General features: G+C 65.1%; 22 protein-coding genes and 1 pseudogene. 9 read left to right on the top strand and 14 right to left on the bottom strand.

All coding sequences use genetic code 11. The features are described from left to right. Nucleotides 1-26 precede the first annotated feature (26 nt). The 6 genes from OH686_RS17310 to ffh form a co-directional block, all read right to left on the bottom strand. Nucleotides 27-437, bottom strand: coding sequence for an acyl-CoA thioesterase (locus OH686_RS17310; RefSeq protein WP_137971132.1), 411 nt, complete (start codon nucleotides 435-437; stop codon nucleotides 27-29). 162 nt (nucleotides 438-599) lie between these two features. Then, nucleotides 600-950 (bottom strand): 50S ribosomal protein L19, encoded by a 351-nt coding sequence (gene rplS / locus OH686_RS17305; protein WP_137971131.1) that lies wholly within the window; start codon nucleotides 948-950, stop codon nucleotides 600-602. Nucleotides 951-990: 40 nt separating this feature from the next. Next, the gene (trmD, locus tag OH686_RS17300; RefSeq protein ID WP_289534141.1) at nucleotides 991-1734 is read right to left on the bottom strand and encodes a tRNA (guanosine(37)-N1)-methyltransferase TrmD; all 744 of its coding nucleotides are present in this window, start codon (nucleotides 1732-1734) and stop codon (nucleotides 991-993) included. Nucleotides 1735-1762: 28 nt separating this feature from the next. After that, entirely contained in the window at nucleotides 1763-2296 is a 534-nt protein-coding gene (gene rimM, locus OH686_RS17295; RefSeq protein ID WP_289534140.1) for a ribosome maturation factor RimM, read from the bottom strand. Between the two features lie 5 nt (nucleotides 2297-2301). Beyond that, nucleotides 2302-2553 carry a 30S ribosomal protein S16 gene (gene rpsP, locus OH686_RS17290; protein WP_111263569.1) on the bottom strand — a complete coding sequence of 84 codons (252 nt, stop codon included), beginning with the start codon at nucleotides 2551-2553 and terminating at the stop codon, nucleotides 2302-2304. A gap of 134 nt (nucleotides 2554-2687) precedes the next feature. Beyond that, nucleotides 2688-4061 (bottom strand): signal recognition particle protein, encoded by a 1374-nt coding sequence (ffh, locus tag OH686_RS17285; RefSeq protein ID WP_289534139.1) that lies wholly within the window; start codon nucleotides 4059-4061, stop codon nucleotides 2688-2690. Nucleotides 4062-4203: 142 nt separating this feature from the next. Between ffh and OH686_RS17280 the strand changes: the two genes are divergently transcribed. Both OH686_RS17280 and OH686_RS17275 read left to right on the top strand, forming a co-directional pair. Continuing rightward, complete coding sequence (locus tag OH686_RS17280) at nucleotides 4204-5004, top strand: cytochrome C assembly family protein (protein WP_289534138.1); 801 nt, start codon at nucleotides 4204-4206, stop codon at nucleotides 5002-5004. 199 nt (nucleotides 5005-5203) lie between these two features. After that, nucleotides 5204-5911 (top strand): annotated as a pseudogene (locus tag OH686_RS17275) (transporter associated domain-containing protein); the annotation flags it as partial. Here the strand turns inward: OH686_RS17275 and OH686_RS17270 are convergent. From OH686_RS17270 to OH686_RS17250, 5 genes are read right to left on the bottom strand one after another with little or no spacing between them, the layout of a single operon-like run. Continuing rightward, nucleotides 5895-6623: an SGNH/GDSL hydrolase family protein gene (locus OH686_RS17270; protein WP_289534137.1), complete on the bottom strand. Its 729-nt coding sequence runs from the start codon at nucleotides 6621-6623 to the stop codon at nucleotides 5895-5897. The pseudogene OH686_RS17275 and the gene OH686_RS17270 overlap by 17 nt on opposite strands. Continuing rightward, nucleotides 6620-7801, bottom strand: a complete 1182-nt coding sequence (purT, locus tag OH686_RS17265) for a formate-dependent phosphoribosylglycinamide formyltransferase (protein ID WP_289534136.1) — start codon at nucleotides 7799-7801, stop codon at nucleotides 6620-6622. The genes OH686_RS17270 and purT overlap by 4 nt, the downstream gene beginning before the upstream one ends. 32 nt (nucleotides 7802-7833) lie before the next feature. Next, on the bottom strand, nucleotides 7834-8040 hold the full coding sequence (locus tag OH686_RS17260; RefSeq protein WP_289534135.1) for a DUF1289 domain-containing protein: 207 nt from the start codon (nucleotides 8038-8040) through the stop codon (nucleotides 7834-7836). Further along, on the bottom strand, nucleotides 8037-8561 hold the full coding sequence (locus tag OH686_RS17255) for a gamma carbonic anhydrase family protein (RefSeq protein ID WP_137971124.1): 525 nt from the start codon (nucleotides 8559-8561) through the stop codon (nucleotides 8037-8039). The genes OH686_RS17260 and OH686_RS17255 overlap by 4 nt, the downstream gene beginning before the upstream one ends. Before the next feature lie 10 nt (nucleotides 8562-8571). After that, entirely contained in the window at nucleotides 8572-9180 is a 609-nt protein-coding gene (locus tag OH686_RS17250; RefSeq protein WP_289534134.1) for a CoA pyrophosphatase, read from the bottom strand. Between the two features lie 127 nt (nucleotides 9181-9307). On the opposite strand from OH686_RS17250, the gene OH686_RS17245 reads away from it, so the two are divergent. After that, nucleotides 9308-9853: an NUDIX hydrolase gene (locus OH686_RS17245; protein WP_289534133.1), complete on the top strand. Its 546-nt coding sequence runs from the start codon at nucleotides 9308-9310 to the stop codon at nucleotides 9851-9853. A gap of 25 nt (nucleotides 9854-9878) precedes the next feature. Then, nucleotides 9879-10118, top strand: a complete 240-nt coding sequence (locus tag OH686_RS17240) for a DUF2789 domain-containing protein (RefSeq protein ID WP_289534132.1) — start codon at nucleotides 9879-9881, stop codon at nucleotides 10116-10118. On the opposite strand, the gene OH686_RS17235 is transcribed toward OH686_RS17240, so the two are convergent. Next, complete coding sequence (locus tag OH686_RS17235; protein WP_289534131.1) at nucleotides 10098-11003, bottom strand: DUF6929 family protein; 906 nt, start codon at nucleotides 11001-11003, stop codon at nucleotides 10098-10100. The genes OH686_RS17240 and OH686_RS17235 overlap by 21 nt on opposite strands. Nucleotides 11004-11157: 154 nt before the next feature. On the opposite strand from OH686_RS17235, the gene OH686_RS17230 reads away from it, so the two are divergent. From OH686_RS17230 to OH686_RS17210, 5 genes are all read left to right on the top strand, one after another. Next, nucleotides 11158-11661, top strand: coding sequence for a L,D-transpeptidase family protein (locus OH686_RS17230; RefSeq protein WP_289534130.1), 504 nt, complete (start codon nucleotides 11158-11160; stop codon nucleotides 11659-11661). A 142-nt stretch (nucleotides 11662-11803) separates the two neighbouring features. Further along, on the top strand, nucleotides 11804-12253 hold the full coding sequence (locus OH686_RS17225) for a MarR family winged helix-turn-helix transcriptional regulator (RefSeq protein ID WP_289534129.1): 450 nt from the start codon (nucleotides 11804-11806) through the stop codon (nucleotides 12251-12253). A gap of 208 nt (nucleotides 12254-12461) precedes the next feature. Then, the gene (locus tag OH686_RS17220; RefSeq protein ID WP_289534128.1) at nucleotides 12462-12887 is read left to right on the top strand and encodes an organic hydroperoxide resistance protein; all 426 of its coding nucleotides are present in this window, start codon (nucleotides 12462-12464) and stop codon (nucleotides 12885-12887) included. A 27-nt stretch (nucleotides 12888-12914) separates the two neighbouring features. Further along, entirely contained in the window at nucleotides 12915-13175 is a 261-nt protein-coding gene (locus OH686_RS17215; RefSeq protein WP_137971117.1) for a DUF2790 domain-containing protein, read from the top strand. A 41-nt stretch (nucleotides 13176-13216) separates the two neighbouring features. Further along, nucleotides 13217-14236 (top strand): alpha/beta hydrolase, encoded by a 1020-nt coding sequence (locus OH686_RS17210; RefSeq protein ID WP_502942748.1) that lies wholly within the window; start codon nucleotides 13217-13219, stop codon nucleotides 14234-14236. A 60-nt stretch (nucleotides 14237-14296) separates the two neighbouring features. Here the strand turns inward: OH686_RS17210 and OH686_RS17205 are convergent, their stop codons facing one another. Together OH686_RS17205 and OH686_RS17200 are read right to left on the bottom strand one after the other, a co-directional pair. Continuing rightward, complete coding sequence (locus tag OH686_RS17205) at nucleotides 14297-14614, bottom strand: YqfO family protein (RefSeq protein ID WP_192399366.1); 318 nt, start codon at nucleotides 14612-14614, stop codon at nucleotides 14297-14299. Nucleotides 14615-14788: 174 nt separating this feature from the next. Next, nucleotides 14789-15058, bottom strand: a complete 270-nt coding sequence (locus OH686_RS17200) for a CDGSH iron-sulfur domain-containing protein (protein WP_289534126.1) — start codon at nucleotides 15056-15058, stop codon at nucleotides 14789-14791. Between the last annotated feature and the right edge of the window lie 45 nt (nucleotides 15059-15103).

Here is a 15103-nt window from a genome sequence, read left to right as displayed (position 1 = left end):
AAAAAGGCACCCGTAGGCGCCCTTTCTCATGCGAAGTCCGGCAACACCGGTATCGGCTTCTTGTCCTCGCCGATGGCGACGAAGCTGAACACGCCGGTGATGGCCTTCTCCCGACCGCCGCAGTACATGCCCTCGACGAATACCTCGACCTCGACCTTGAGGCTGGTGTTGCCGGCCTTGATCACCCGCCCGACCAGTTCGACGATGGAGCCGGCAGGAATCGCGTGTTTGAAGTCGATGCGGTCACTGGACACGGTCACCAGCGGCAGGCGGCAGAAGCGGGTGGCGGCGATGAACGACACCTCGTCCATCCAGGCCAGGGCGGTGCCGCCGAACAGGGTGTTGTGGTGGTTGGTACTCGGCGGGAACACCGCCTTGGTTACGCGGGTTTCCGACAGCTCGGTACGGCGCTGGATCTCTTGCTCTCTCGGGGTCATGCCACTACTGCTCTGCTGAAGAATGTGGCTGCCTCGTGCTGCGCTGTTGTGCTTGTTGTCACGCTGCCCGTGCGGCAGAAACGCTGAGCCCGTCGATCAACGAACCCATAAACGAAAAAAGCAGCCCGCAGGCTGCTTTCTTCAGGTCGGAAGACCGTCCGATCAGGACAGTTTTTCCTTGATGCGAGCTGCCTTGCCGGACAGGTCGCGGAGGTAGTACAGCTTGGCCTTGCGCACGTCGCCGCGGCGCTTGACGCTCAGGCTGTCGATCAGCGGGCTGTAAGTCTGGAAGGTACGCTCTACGCCAACGCCGTTGGAGATCTTGCGTACGGTGAAGGCGCTGTTCAGGCCGCGGTTACGCTTGCCGATCACTACGCCTTCGAAGGCCTGCAGACGGGAACGATCGCCTTCCTTCACTTTCACCTGAACGATGACAGTGTCACCCGGGGCGAAGGCCGGGATTTCTTTGTTCATCTGCTCGGCTTCGAGCATCTGGATAATTTTGTTGGTCATGCTGTGCTCCTAAGACAAACCTGGGTTTGCCATCGATACGTTAACTATCGTCCCGCTGGCGGATGTACTCCTCCAGCAGCTTCTTCTCTTCTCCAGAAAGCGAGCGGCTATCCAGAAGATCGACTCGGCGCTCCCAGGTCCGACCAAGGGACTGTTGGAGGCGCCAGCGCCGGATGTGTTCATGGTTGCCGCTAAGCAGCACGTCCGGAACACGTTTGCCCTCGTACACCTCGGGTCGGGTGTAGTGCGGGCAATCGAGGAGGCCATCGCTGAACGAGTCCTCCTCGGCGGAATCTGCATGCCCGAGCGCACCCGGCAGCAACCGCGTTACAGCATCGATCAGCACCATCGCCGGAAGCTCACCGCCGGAGAGGACGTAATCGCCAATCGACCATTCCTCATCGACATGCGCCTCGATGAAGCGCTCGTCGATGCCTTCGTAGCGACCGGCGATAAGAATCAGCGCCTGCTCGCTAGCCAGTTCACGCACCCCCTGCTGAGTCAGCTGGCGGCCCTGCGGCGACATGTAGATCACCTTCGCTGCATCCCCGGCATCGGCCTTGGCAGCAGCCAGGGCGTCTTCCAGGGGCTTGATCTTCATCACCATGCCAGGGCCGCCACCGAAGGGGCGATCATCCACGGTCTGATGACGGTCGTCGGTGTAGTCACGCAGCTGCCGGCAGTTCAACTGCAGCAGCCCCTGCTTCACCGCACGACTGGTAATGCCGTACTGACTGATGGCGGCGAACATCTCCGGGAAGATGCTGATGACTTCGACACGCATGGCACTCGCTCAGGCAAGAGCCAGGGGCTCAGAAATCCGCGTCCCAGTCCACCCGCATCTCGCCGGCGGCCAGGTCGATCTGCTGCACGCACTGCTCGGTATAGGGCAGCAGGCGCTCGCGATCATCCAGGCTGCCCGGACAGGGCTTGACCACCATCACATCGTTGGCGCCGGTCTCCAGCAGATGATCGAGGCGCCCGAGCAGTTGCCCTTGCAGATCGATCACGTTCAGCCCTTCCAGCTGGTGCCAGTAGAACTCGCCGTCATCCAGGTCGGGCAGCAGTGCGCGTGGCACGCAAATGTCGAAACCCGCGAAGGTACGTGCTACCTCGCGGTCATCGAGCCCCTTGAGCTTGGCCACCAGGACTTTGCCCTGGAGGCGACCGCTGACCAGCTCCACCTGCTTGACCTCACCCTCGCGCTTGAGCGTCCAGGGACTGTAATCGAGCAGGTTGTCGATCGGGTCGGTGAAGGAATAGATCTTCACTTCCCCACGCACGCCGTGCACCGAAGTGATCTTGCCGAGGACGATCAGGTCCTCAGCGGACGGCGTAGCGTTCATATTGCTTAGGCAGCAGCCTTGGCAGCTTCCTTCAGCAGCTGAGCAACGCGCTCAGACGGCTGGGCGCCCTGGCTCAGCCAGTAGGTAGCGCGCTCTTGGTTCACAGAGAGCTTCACTTCGGCACCGGTAGCGATCGGGTTGAAGAAACCGATGCGCTCAACAAAGCGACCATCGCGCGCATTGCGGCTGTTGGTCACGGTCAGGTGGTAGAAGGGGCGCTTCTTGGAGCCGCCACGAGCAAGACGGATGGTTACCATTGAACTTCGTTCCTGTAATCGGTGCTAACTAAAAGGCACACACTTTAATGGGCCTAGGCCCGAAAGGCCGCATATTCTAAGGATTATCCGGCTATTTGCAAATCTCTTTTTCGGGCCACCCATCGGCCCCAGGGTTACAACTTCGGCAGCCCGCCCGGCATCATGCCGCCGAGGCCACGCATCATCTTGGCCATGCCGCCCTTGGCGGTGAATTTCTTCATCATCTTCTGCATCTGCTTGTGCTGCTTGATCAAGCGGCCGACGTCCTGCACCTGAGTGCCGGAACCGAGGGCGATGCGGCGCTTGCGCGAGCCACTGATGATTTCCGGATCGCGACGCTCGGACGGCGTCATGGAGTCGATGATCGCCTCCATCTGCTTGAACTGCTTCTCCGCCGCGCCCTGGGCACCGCCCATTTGCGACAGGTTGACCCCGCCGATGGACGGCAGCTTGTCCATCAGGCCGCCGAGGCCACCCATGTTCTTCATCTGCTGCAGCTGGTCGCGGAAGTCTTCTAGATCGAAGCCCTTGCCCTTCTTCAGCTTCTTGGTGAGCTTCTCGGCCTTCTCGCGATCGAGAGTCTGCTCGGCCTGCTCGATCAGGCTGAGCACGTCGCCCATGCCGAGGATGCGCGAGGCGATACGGTCCGGGTGGAAAGGCTCCAGGGCCTCGCTCTTCTCACCCATACCGATGAACTTGATCGGCTTGCCGGTGATCTGCCGCACGGACAGCGCAGCACCACCACGGGCGTCGCCGTCGACCTTGGTCAGCACCACGCCGGTCAGCGGCAGCGCGTCGCCGAAGGCCTTGGCGGTGTTGGCGGCATCCTGACCGGTCATGGCGTCGACCACGAACAGGGTCTCTGCCGGGTTGATCGCGGCGTGCACGGCCTGGATCTCGGCCATCATCTCCGCATCGATGGCCAGGCGGCCGGCGGTGTCGACGATGACCACGTCGATGAACTTGAGCTTGGCCTCGGCGATCGCCGCCTGGGCGATGGCTACCGGCTTCTGGCTGATGTCGGAGGGGAAGAAGGTCACGCCGATGTCGCTGGCCAGGGTCTCCAGCTGCTTGATCGCCGCCGGGCGGTAGACGTCCGCGGACACCACCATCACGGTCTTCTTCTTGCGCTCCTTGAGGAAGCGCGCCAGCTTGCCGGCGGTGGTGGTCTTACCGGCGCCCTGCAGGCCGGCCATCAGCACCACGGCCGGAGGAGTCACAGCCAGGCTGAGATCTTCGTTGGCCGCACCCATCAGCTCTTCCAGCTCGGCGCGGACGATCTTCACGAAGGCCTGGCCCGGCGTCAGGCTCTTCGATACCTCGGTACCGACCGCACGTTCCTTGACCTTGTTGACGAAGTCCTTGACCACCGGCAGGGCCACGTCGGCCTCAAGCAGGGCCATGCGCACTTCGCGCAGGGTGTCCTTGATGTTGTCCTCGGTCAGCTTGGCCTTGCCGGTGACATGGCGCAGCGTCTGTGACAGGCGGTCGGTTAGGTTTTCGAACATGCGCTTTCCTTTGAGCCGGGGCTTGCAGCAAGCCGCGGAGTATAACCAAGAGGTGGGGCCGCCGACACCGCCGGCGGTCTTTCGTGAAATGCGTCTTGTGTGCCACACTCACGGCCTTTCGGGCCCAGCCATACACGGATTTATGCACCCTCTGCTGCCCAGTCTCGCCGCCGCCGGCCTGTATGCCGGTGCCACCCTTTATCACGGGTTGCGCTTCTCCCGCCGCCAGGCGCCGGACAAGCGCCTGCTCGGCCTGCTCGGCAGCCTCGCCCTGATCGCCCACATCTTCAGCCTGGGCATTCAGCTGCTGCCGGGCGCCGGCCTCAATCTGGACTTCTTCAACGCCTCCAGCCTGATCGCCTGCGCGGTCATCGCGCTGATCCTGATAGGCACGACGCGCATCCCGGTGGAGAACCTGCTGCTGCCGCTGTTCCCGCTGGGCGCGATGACCGTGCTGCTGGCGCAGTTCGCCCCGGCCGGCACCAGCCAGCCGATCAACGAGGAGCCGGGCATTCTCGCCCACATCCTGCTGTCGATCCTGGCCTACGGCCTGCTGACCATCGCCATGTTCCAGTCGCTGCTGCTGTCGTTGCAGGACCACCAGCTCAAGCACAAGCATCTGTCGGGGCTGATCCGCAACTTCCCGCCGCTGCAGACCATGGAGAGCCTGCTGTTCGGTTTCCTCTGGGCAGGCTGGCTGCTACTGTCGCTGTCGCTGCTGTCCGGCTGGGTGTTCGTCGACAACCTGCTGGCCCAGCACCTGGCGCACAAGACCCTGCTGTCGTGCCTGGCCTGGCTGGTGTTCGCCGTGCTGCTCTGGGGCCGCCACCAGCTCGGCTGGCGCGGGCACAAGGCGATCCGCTGGACCCTGGCCGGCTTCTGCCTGCTGATGCTGGCCTACTTCGGCAGCAAGCTGGTCCGCGAATTCATCCTGCATATCTGACCCCATGACTCTCGCCCCCTACGAGTGGTGGCTCGGCACGCTGATCCTGTTGATCGGCGGCCTGTTGCTGCTGCGCGAACGCAACCTGCTGCCCCTGCCCTTGCGCCGCACCAGCCGCGCAGCCCGTGCCGCCGGCGCGCCGCGCCACGAACGCCGGCGCACACCGCGCAATGGCGACGCCCAGGAAGAGCGCCAACAACGTCAGCGCGCCCTGCTGCAGCTGCTGGAACTGGAGAAGGTGACGGTCGACGACATCATGATCCCGCGCAGCGAGATCGTCGGCATCGACCTTGACGACGAGCTGCCACAGCTGGTCGAGCAGCTACGCAGCGTCGGCCACACCCGCCTGCCGGTGTACCGCGGCGACATCAACCAGATCGAAGGCATAGTCCATATGCGCCGCCTGGCTGCCCTGCTGACGCAGAACCGGCTGAGCCATGCGACCCTGCTGGAAAGCTGCGTACCGCCCTACTTCGTGCCCGAGGGCACGCCGCTGGCGACCCAACTGGTGAACTTCCAGAAGGAGAAGCGCCGCCTCGGCCTGGTCGTCGACGAGTACGGCGATGTGCAGGGCATAGTCACCCTGGAGGACCTGCTGGACGAGATCATCGGCGACTTCAGCCACATCGAGGGCGAGGAGAACCCGGACATCCATCCCCAGGCCGACGGCTCGCAGATCATCGACGGCGCGGCCAGTATCCGCGAGATCAACAAGGCCCTGGGCTGGCACTTGCCCAGCGAGGGCCCCAAGACCCTCAACGGCCTGGTCACCGAGGCGCTGGAAACCATTCCGGACAGCCCGGTGTGCCTGAAGATGGGGCCCTACCGCCTGGAAATCCTCGAATCCGGCGACAACCGGGTCAAACGCGTACGCCTGTGGCAGACACGCCTCAGGCCGCGCGAGTGAGCAGCTCCGCCAGCCCCTCGCCCCACACCCGATAACCCAGCGCCGACGGGTGATAGCCATCCCGCGCCAGATAGTCATCGGCGAACTTCAATTCCAGCCGCGCGTACTGCGCCCGCTCCTGCGCGCTGATGCGACGCAACGCGGCATCCAGCAGGCCGGCGCGCAGCCCGAGCAGGCGACGCAGCAGCCAGGGCAAGGCGCTGAAGTGCTGAATCGGCGGAACCCCGGTGAAGACCACGCGGCAGTCATGGGCCGTCATGCGCTGGCTCAGGGCTCGCAACGCGCTTTCCCAGCGACTCAACGAGCTGAGACGGGTGGTGTCGTTGACGCCGAACACCAGCAGCACAAGGTCCGCAGGCTCGCTCAGCGCCAGCGGCAGCAGGCGCTCGCAAGCCTCGCCCGCGGTGATGCCGTTCTCGCCGCAGGCACGCCAGGCCACCGGGCGCTGCAGGCGCGCAGACAACGCCTGCGCCAGTTGCCCGGCCAGGGCAGCCTCCTGGGCCTCGACGCCGACACCGGCCACCGTCGATTCACCGATAAGCAGCAGACGTAGCGGCTCACCCGCCCGCTCGACACCGACAACGCCACTCTGCGCGCCCGAGGCCTCCGGCAGGCGCAGCGCTGTGCGTCGGGTCCACAGGGCCTGCGGCAGGGCAATCGGCGCCAGGGCCAGCAGCAGCCCCCACCACAACCCCGCGCGCAGGCGGCTCACAGTTCGACCTTGACCGCCTCGGACGCGCGCACGGCCTTGGCTCGCGCGGCCTCGATACTCTCATCGCGGGCCAGGGTCACACCCATGCGCCGCTGGCCGCTGACCTCCGGCTTGCCGAACAGGCGCAGCGCGGTATCCGCCTCGGCCAGGGCCGCGCCGAGGTTGGCGAAGGCCACCTGACGCGACTCACCCTCGACCAGGATCACCGAGGAGGCGGACGGGCCGAACTGGCGAATGCTCGGAATCGGCAGGCCGAGGATGGCCCGCGCATGCAGGGCGAACTCGGACAAATCCTGGGAGATCAGGGTGACCAGGCCGGTGTCGTGCGGACGTGGCGACACCTCGCTGAACCACACCTGATCGCCTTTGACGAACAGCTCCACGCCGAACAGGCCGCGGCCACCGAGGGCCTCGGTCACTGCCAGCGCCACGCGCTCGGACTCGGCCAGGGCCTTGGCGCTCATTGCCTGGGGCTGCCAGGACTCGTGGTAGTCGCCCTTGACCTGACGGTGGCCGACCGGCGCGCAGAACGAGGTGCCGCCAATGTGGCGCACGGTGAGCAGGGTGATCTCGTAGTCGAAGTCGATAAAGCCCTCGACGATCACCCGGCCCTTGCCGGCGCGGCCGCCTTCCTGGGCGTAATCCCAGGCAGCTCGCAGGTCGGCGTCGCTCTTCAGCACGCTCTGGCCCTTGCCGGAGGAGCTCATGATCGGCTTGACCACGCAGGGATAGCCGACCGCCTGCACCGCCTCGGCGTAAGCCTCGTAGGTATCGGCAAAGTGGTAGGGCGAGGTCGGCAGGCCCAGCTCTTCGGCGGCCAGGCGGCGGATGCCCTCGCGGTTCATGGTCAGCTTGGCGGCGCGCGCGGTGGGCACCACGGTGAAGCCTTCGGCCTCCAGCTCGACCAGGGTATCGGTGGCGATCGCCTCGATCTCCGGCACGATGTAGTGCGGCTTTTCCGCCTCGATCACCGCGCGCAGGGCGGCGCCGTCGAGCATGCTGATCACATGGCTGCGATGCGCCACCTGCATGGCCGGGGCGTCGGCGTAGCGGTCGACGGCGATCACCTCGCAGCCCAGGCGCTGCAGCTCGATCACCACTTCCTTGCCCAGCTCGCCGGAGCCACAGAGCAGGACGCGGGTCGCGGTGGGCGACAAGGGGGTACCGATACGGGGCATGCGGATGTCCTCGGAGAAGGGAGAAAGGGAATTCAGGGGCGCGCGGGCTGCTGCAAAAACTGCCCGGCGGCGCGGGTGCGCTCGATGCAGCGCTGCAGCACTTCGCGGCGCTCGTCGTTGCTCATGCGGCCCCAGCGGGTGATCTCGTCCGCCGTGCGCTGGCAGCCGATGCAGATGTCGTGGTCGTCCAGCGCGCAGACACTGACGCAGGGCGACTTGACCGGGCGTTCGTCGCTCACGCGTCGTCCTCGACCAGGTCGCGGGCGTAGCGCTGGGCGTTGTGCACATAATGGGCGGCACTGCCTTCGAGCATCTTCTTCTGCTGCTCGGTGAGCTCGCGCACCACCTTGCCCGGGCTGCCCATCACCAGGCTGCCGTCGGGAATCACCTTGCCCTCGGGGATCAGGCTGTTGGCGCCGATGATGCAGTACTTGCCGATCTTGGCGCCGTTGAGAATCACCGCATTAATGCCGATCAGGCTGTAATCGTCCACCGTGCAGCCGTGCATCATCACGTTGTGACCGACGGTGACACCCGTGCCGAGGGTCAGCGGGAAGCCCATGTCGGTGTGCATCACGGTGCCGTCCTGCACGTTGCTGTTCTCGCCGATATGGATCAGTTCGTTGTCGCCGCGCAGCACGGCGCCGAACCAGACGCTGGCGCCTTTCTCCAGGCGCACCTTGCCGACCACTGCCGCAGTCGGGGCGATCCAGCTTTCCGGGTGGGCCTCCACGCGGGCATCGCCCAGGCGGTATTTCATGGGTAGCTCCTCACAGGCGGATGATCTTCACAGAGGGCTGCGGCGGCTGCTCCAGGTCGATGCCGGCGTCGAACGCGACATTCAGCAGCTCGACGATCATCACCGCCGTCAGACCCCAGATCTTGTAGCTCTCGTAGTGGTAGCAGGGCACGTACCAGCTGCGCCCTTCGTAATCGATGCGGTGGGTGACCTCGCGCGAGGTCTCGAGGAAGAAGCGCAACGGCACGGCGAACACCGCGGCGATCTCGCTGTCGTTGGGGCGGTACTCGACGTAGTCCGGCACCACGCCGACCCAGGGCGTGACGCGGATGCCGAAGCGCGACACCAACGGGCTGAGCGGGCCGACCATTTCCACCAGGCCGGGCGGCAGGCCGACTTCTTCCTCTGCCTCGCGCAGGGCGGTGAAGGCCAGGTCGGGATCGGTGGCGTCGCGGCGGCCGCCGGGGAAGGCGACTTCGCCACCGTGGGTGGACAGGCCGCTGGCGCGCAGGGTCAGCACCAGTTCCGGGTCGTCGCTGCGGGTCAGCGGCACCAGCACGGCCGCCTCGGGGTGGCGCTGGTCGGTCTCCAGGATGCGCGGACTGTGGTCGCGCACGCGCTGCAGGAGCTCGTCGAGCATGATTGTTCTCGGTTCTTCTCGTCTGCCGGGCATCATGGCATGAAGGCGTCTCCCGCGCATCATCGCACCGGCTTGCCGCCGCGATGCTTCTGGCGCCAACATGGGCGATGACCCAGGAGAGACCGGCATGAAATTCTGCAGCCAGTGCGGCGGTTCGGTGGAGCAGCGCATCCCCACGGGCGACAATCGCCTGCGCTTCGTCTGCCCACAGTGCGAGACCATCCACTACCAGAACCCGCGCATCGTCGCCGGCTGCCTGCCGGTATGGGGCGAGCAGGTGCTGCTGTGTCGTCGCGCCATCGAGCCGCGCCGTGGCTACTGGACGCTGCCGGCCGGCTTCATGGAGAACGGCGAGACCATGGCCGAGGCGGCCATGCGCGAGACCGACGAGGAGGCCTGCGCGCGAGTGCGTGACCTGCACCTCTATACCCTGTTCGACCTGCCGCACATCAGCCAGCTCTATGTGTTCTTCCGCGCCGAACTGGTCGACCTGGACTTCTGCGCCGGCGAAGAGAGCCTGGAAGTACAGCTGTTCCACGAGCGCGATATCCCCTGGAACGAGCTAGCCTTCCCTACGGTCGGACGTACTCTGGAATGCTATTTCGCCGACCGTCGCGATCAGCTTTTTCCGGTGCGCAACGAGGGGCTGGCCCCGCTCCGCCCTCGTCCGTAACCACTCACCCGAAGGGAGCATTGCCATGGATACCAGCAACCACCACAGCCTGCGCACCCTGTTCGAACAGCTCGGCCTGCCGTCCAGCAACGAGGAGATCGCGGCCTTCATCCGCGCCCATCAGCTGTCCAACGGCGAGAAGCTGGCCAAGGCGCCGTTCTGGACCGAGGCCCAGGCCAACTTCCTCGCCGAATCGCTCAAGGGCGACTCCGACTGGGCGATTCAGGTCGACGAGCTGGCCGTGTCACTGACCCAGAAGCCCTGACAGAGACAGGTGCAGCAGGCTGGCCGCCGTCGCCGGGTCATCCGCGTCGGTGACCAGCAGCAGGTCGCCCGCCTCGTCCAGCGCAATGCCTTCCACCTTCCAGCGCCCCTCCAGCTCGGCCAGGCGACGCATGCGGCCGTCACGCTCCACCAGCCCGATCACGACGCCCAGGCAGGCGCCGTCGTTGTAGCTGTCCGCCGTGTTCTCCGCCGCCGCGCTGAATAGCCAGCGACCGTCGGCCAGCGCCGCGCCATCGGTAAAACCCAGGGCCACGTCGCCCAGCTCGCCCAGTTCGACCGGCTGGATGATCGGCGGCGCGGGTAGCGGGCCCTCGCCCCGCAACCAGTCACGCAGCTCGGCCCAGCGATAGCGCACGGCGGCATTGGCCGCCTGGCCCTGGTTGCCGCGCTGCAGCAAAACGAATTCCTCGCCGAGCAGGAAGCCGCCCTCGATATTCAGGTCGCTGAAGTGCTGGTGCAGCGGCTGGTACAGCGGCGCCAGATCGATCTGCCGCGGCAGCGCGCCCTCCTCCAGCCCCAGCAGCACCGCACGCTGGCGATTGGCCTTGGAGCCGGAGCCCAGCGCCAGCAGAGCACCCCGGGCATGGCCGGGTAACGCCGGCAGCAGGGCCAGCGCCTCCAGGTCCGGCTTGGCCGCCTTGCGCTCGGCCTTCGGCGCCGGCAGCTCGCCCTCGAACAGACGGACCAGCCGGCCGGGGCCCTGGTCCGCGAGACTGAACAGGCCCAGTTGCAGCTCGTCGTCGGCCACCACATACAGACGCTCGCCGACCCGCACCAGCGCACTGGCGGCGCTGAGGTGCGCCTGGCCGAGGGGATGGTCGGCCGGATCGAGGACCAGGGCTCGCAGCAGCTTGGGTTGGGGCATTGCCTACTCCTGGGCGGATTTTTCCGAGGGGCCGATCCTACCCAGCCCACCATCCGGCTGGCGAGGATTGAACATCATCCTCGGCATAGGCAGACTCTCGCGCTATAACACCTGAATCATCAGGGCCAACACTGAAATACCTCGGAACATCGCAATGCGCTGGTTGCTCGCCTTACTCTGCATTACCTCCATCGGCCTCGCCCAAGCCTCCACCGCTCCGACTCTGCGCGGCAAGGCGATCGACAAGGTGTTGGTGGTCAAATCCGAGCGCAAGCTGCACCTGATGGGGCGCGGCGAGGTGCTCAAGTCCTATCGCATCTCGCTCGGCAAGGTGCCCGACGGCGCCAAGGTGCGCGAGGGCGACCTGAAGACCCCGGAAGGCTTCTACTGGATCGACTGGCGCAAGACCAGCGACAAGTACAACCTGTCCATGCACATCTCCTACCCCAACGCCCGCGATGCGGCCAACGCACGCAAGAACGGCGTCTCGGCCGGCGGCATGATCATGATCCACGGCACTCCGCTGGACGACGAGTACCCGGAGTGGTTCTTCAGCACGCTGGACTGGACCGAGGGCTGCATCGCCATGCGCAACGCCGACATCCGCGAGGTGTGGGATCTGGTGAAGGACGGCACGCTGATCGAGATCCGTCCCTGAGATTTGCTGCGCTAGTCCGCTAAAGACCTCGACCTCTGCAAGGCGCCCCCCCAGGCGCCTTTTTCATGCCCGCCGGCCAAAATTTGCTCAATGTTAATTTGCGCGATAAATTGTTGCGCAGATATCGAGTGGAGGTTCCACCATGAAACAGCCGCAATCCTGCGCCGCCCTGCAGCTGGACAACCAGCTGTGCTTCGCCCTGCATTCCACCTCGCTGTTGATGACCAAAGCCTACAAGCCGATGCTGCAGAGCATCGGCCTGACCTACCCGCAGTACCTGGCCATGCTGGTGCTGTGGGAAGGCGACGGCATCACCGTAGGGGACATCAGCGCGCGCCTGCTGACCGATCCCGGCTCGCTGACACCGCTGCTCAAGCGCCTGGAGGCCGAGGGCTTCATCACCCGCACCCGCAGCAGCGCCGACGAGCGCGTGGTAGAGCTGCGCCTGACCGAGCATGGCCGCGCCCTGCAGCAGCAGGCCGAGCAATTTCCCGCCTGCATCCTCGAAGCCAGCGGCCTGACCCTGGAACAGATCGGCGCCCTCAAGGACCAGATAGTCGCCCTGCGCGACCAGTTGCAGCAGTCGCTCTGACCTTTTTACGCCACCCGGCCCTGGGTGGAGCCCCCCATTTTCCTCGCTTCAGCCGCTCTAGTTCACACTTATTCCAGAAGAGCATATAGCTAAGACAGAAAACTTCTAAAAATTATCTTGCGCACAAAATTAAATGCGACTAACTTCTGCCTCACGCACTTACTTAGCGCGCAAAACTTTAGACAGCAAAACAACTGGAGACATCGCCATGCAAACCATCAAAGCCCTCTACACCGCCACCGTTACCGCCACCGGAGGCCGCGACGGCCGTGCCGTTTCTTCCGACGGTTTCCTCGACGTCAAGCTCACCACCCCGCGTGAACTGGGCGGCCAGGGTGGCGAAGCCACCAACCCGGAACAACTGTTCGCCGCCGGCTACTCGGCCTGCTTCATCGGCGCCCTGAAGTTCGTCGCCAGCCAGAAGAAGCAAGCCTTCCCGGCCGACGCCTCGATCACCGGCAAGGTCGGCATCGGCCAGATCCCTGGCGGCTTCGGTCTGGAAGTGGAACTGACCATCAGCCTGCCGGGCATCGAGCGCGCCGTCGCCGAAGAGCTGGTCGCCGCCGCCCACCAGGTCTGCCCTTACTCCAACGCCACCCGCGGCAACATCGACGTACGCCTGATCGTGGCCTGAGCCCAGCGAGACAAGAGGAGAAACCCGATGAAAACCCGCCGCATGTTTGCCAGCGCGCTTGCCGCGCTGGCCCTGATCACCACCTCGGCGAGCTTCGCCGAACAACCGGTCAGCCAGCAGTACCGCTACGGCCAGCAGCTGGATGTGGCGGAGGTGATCAGCCTGCAGGAAGCCACCAGCGCCGGCTGCAGCGTGGTCGAGGCACAGATGATCTACCGTGACTCGACGGGTGAATTGCAGTCCGTCACCTACCTCAAGCAAGCCGACAACTGCCACAACCAGGGCTGAGGCCCTGGTTGTCCCCAGCCCCCCGAATCGCCAGGAGAATCATGATGAACATCAAGCAACTCGTTGGAAGCGGCCTGCTCGCCCTGGCCGTTGGAAACGCCTTTGCCGCCGGCAGCCCCGGCGTGGAACACAACACCCAGGCCTTCCTCCAGGCCCTGGAAGCCGGCGGCGGCAAGCCGCTGGAAACCCTCAGCCCGCAAGACGCCCGCGCCGTGCTGGTCGGTGCCCAGGCCTCGGTCAAGGTCGATCTGTCCGGCGTGAGCGTGTCCGAGAAGACCATCCAGGCCGGCGGTCAGTCGATCCCGCTGACCATCGTCCGTCCCGAAGGCGCCAAGGGCGATCTGCCGGTATTCATGTTCTTCCACGGCGGCGGCTGGGTGCTCGGCGACTATCCGACCCATGCCCGTCTGATCCGCGACCTGGTGGTGAACTCCGGCGCCGTGGCCGTCTACGTCGGCTACACGCCGTCGCCGGAAGCCAAGTATCCGACCGCCATCGACCAGGCCTACGCGGCCACCCAGTGGGTCGGTGAGCACGGCAAGGACATCCAGGTCGACAGCTCGCGCCTGGCGGTGGCCGGCAACAGCGTCGGCGGCAATATGGCCGCGGTGGTCGCACTGAAGGCCAAGGAAGCGGGTACGCCCAAACTGCGCTTCCAGCTGCTGCTGTGGCCGGTGACCGATGCCAGCTTCGAGACGGCCTCCTACAACCAGTTCGCCCAAGGCCACTTCCTGACCAAGCCGATGATGCAGTGGTTCTGGGACAGCTACACCACCGACCCGAAGCAGCGCGCCGAACGCTTCGCCTCGCCGCTGCGCGCCTCTGCCGAACAGCTCAAAGGCCTGCCGCCGACGCTGATCCAGACCGCCGAGTTCGATGTGCTGCGTGACGAGGGTGAAGCCTATGCACGCAAGCTGGACGCCGCCGGCGTGACGGTCACCGCGGTGCGTTATAACGGCATGATCCACGACTATGGTCTGCTCAACCCGCTGGCCCATGTCCCGGCCGTGCAGGCCGCCATGCGCCAGGCCGGCGCCGAGCTGAAGCAGCACCTGCAGTAACGGCAGGCGGAAAAAAGAAGCCCCGGCAGTGCCGGGGCTTCTTCTATTTATACGCGCAGATCAGAACTGCAGGTCGGACAGGCGCCACACATCGAAGGCGGGGGTCTCGTAGGGATGGGCCTTCTTCATGGCCTTGACCACGTCGTGAATCAGCTCGTCGGCCACCACCATCTCCACCTTCCACTCCGCCACTTCCTCGCTATGGCCTGGCTGACCGATAAAGGGGTTGCTGCCCTCCAGCGGGCGGAACTGGCCCTTGCCCAGAGTCTGCCAGCAGCAGCTGTCGTACTGTCCAATGCGTCCTGCACCTGCCGCGAATGCCGCGACCTTCACTTCTTCCAGATGGCTTTCCGGCACATAGAAACAGAATTTGTACATCCAGCCCCTCCGAGCATCGACGAATACCGCGACCCGAGAGCCGCACTGCCAAGGCAATAATGGCATTTTGCCTCATCACCCGCACGCGGACTAGTTCGCAACTGTGCATTGGAGTCCGTCGCAGCCCAATCGTCCATTCACTGCCTAGAGCCTTTGGCCATAAAACGCAGCGACTTAATCACCCTTGGCGAAGCGTCGCCAGCGCGCCTTCAGGCCTTGCGCGGGCGGGCTGTGGCTGCCATCGCAATAGGGCATGCGCCGCGACTGCCCGCAGCGACAGAGCAGCACGAACTGCTGACGCACGGGTTCGAGCAGCAGCCCTTCGGCGCAGCCTGGAGAACAGTCGGGAAGCACGGGCGAGCGCCCGCAGCGGCACAGCAGATGAGTCTCGCCAGGGTTGACCTGACGCACTTCGGGGAGGGAGTTGTCTGCGGAGCCTGACATCGCAAGCCTCGTCGAGAAGCCCTCCCCCGCAGACGCGGGAGAGAG

This window comes from Pseudomonas sp. SO81, from assembly GCF_030374125.1.
Lineage (GTDB): Bacteria > Pseudomonadota > Gammaproteobacteria > Pseudomonadales > Pseudomonadaceae > Aquipseudomonas.
Note: the sequence above shows the minus strand (reverse complement) of the source record. Positions and strands in the feature narration are given on the sequence as shown.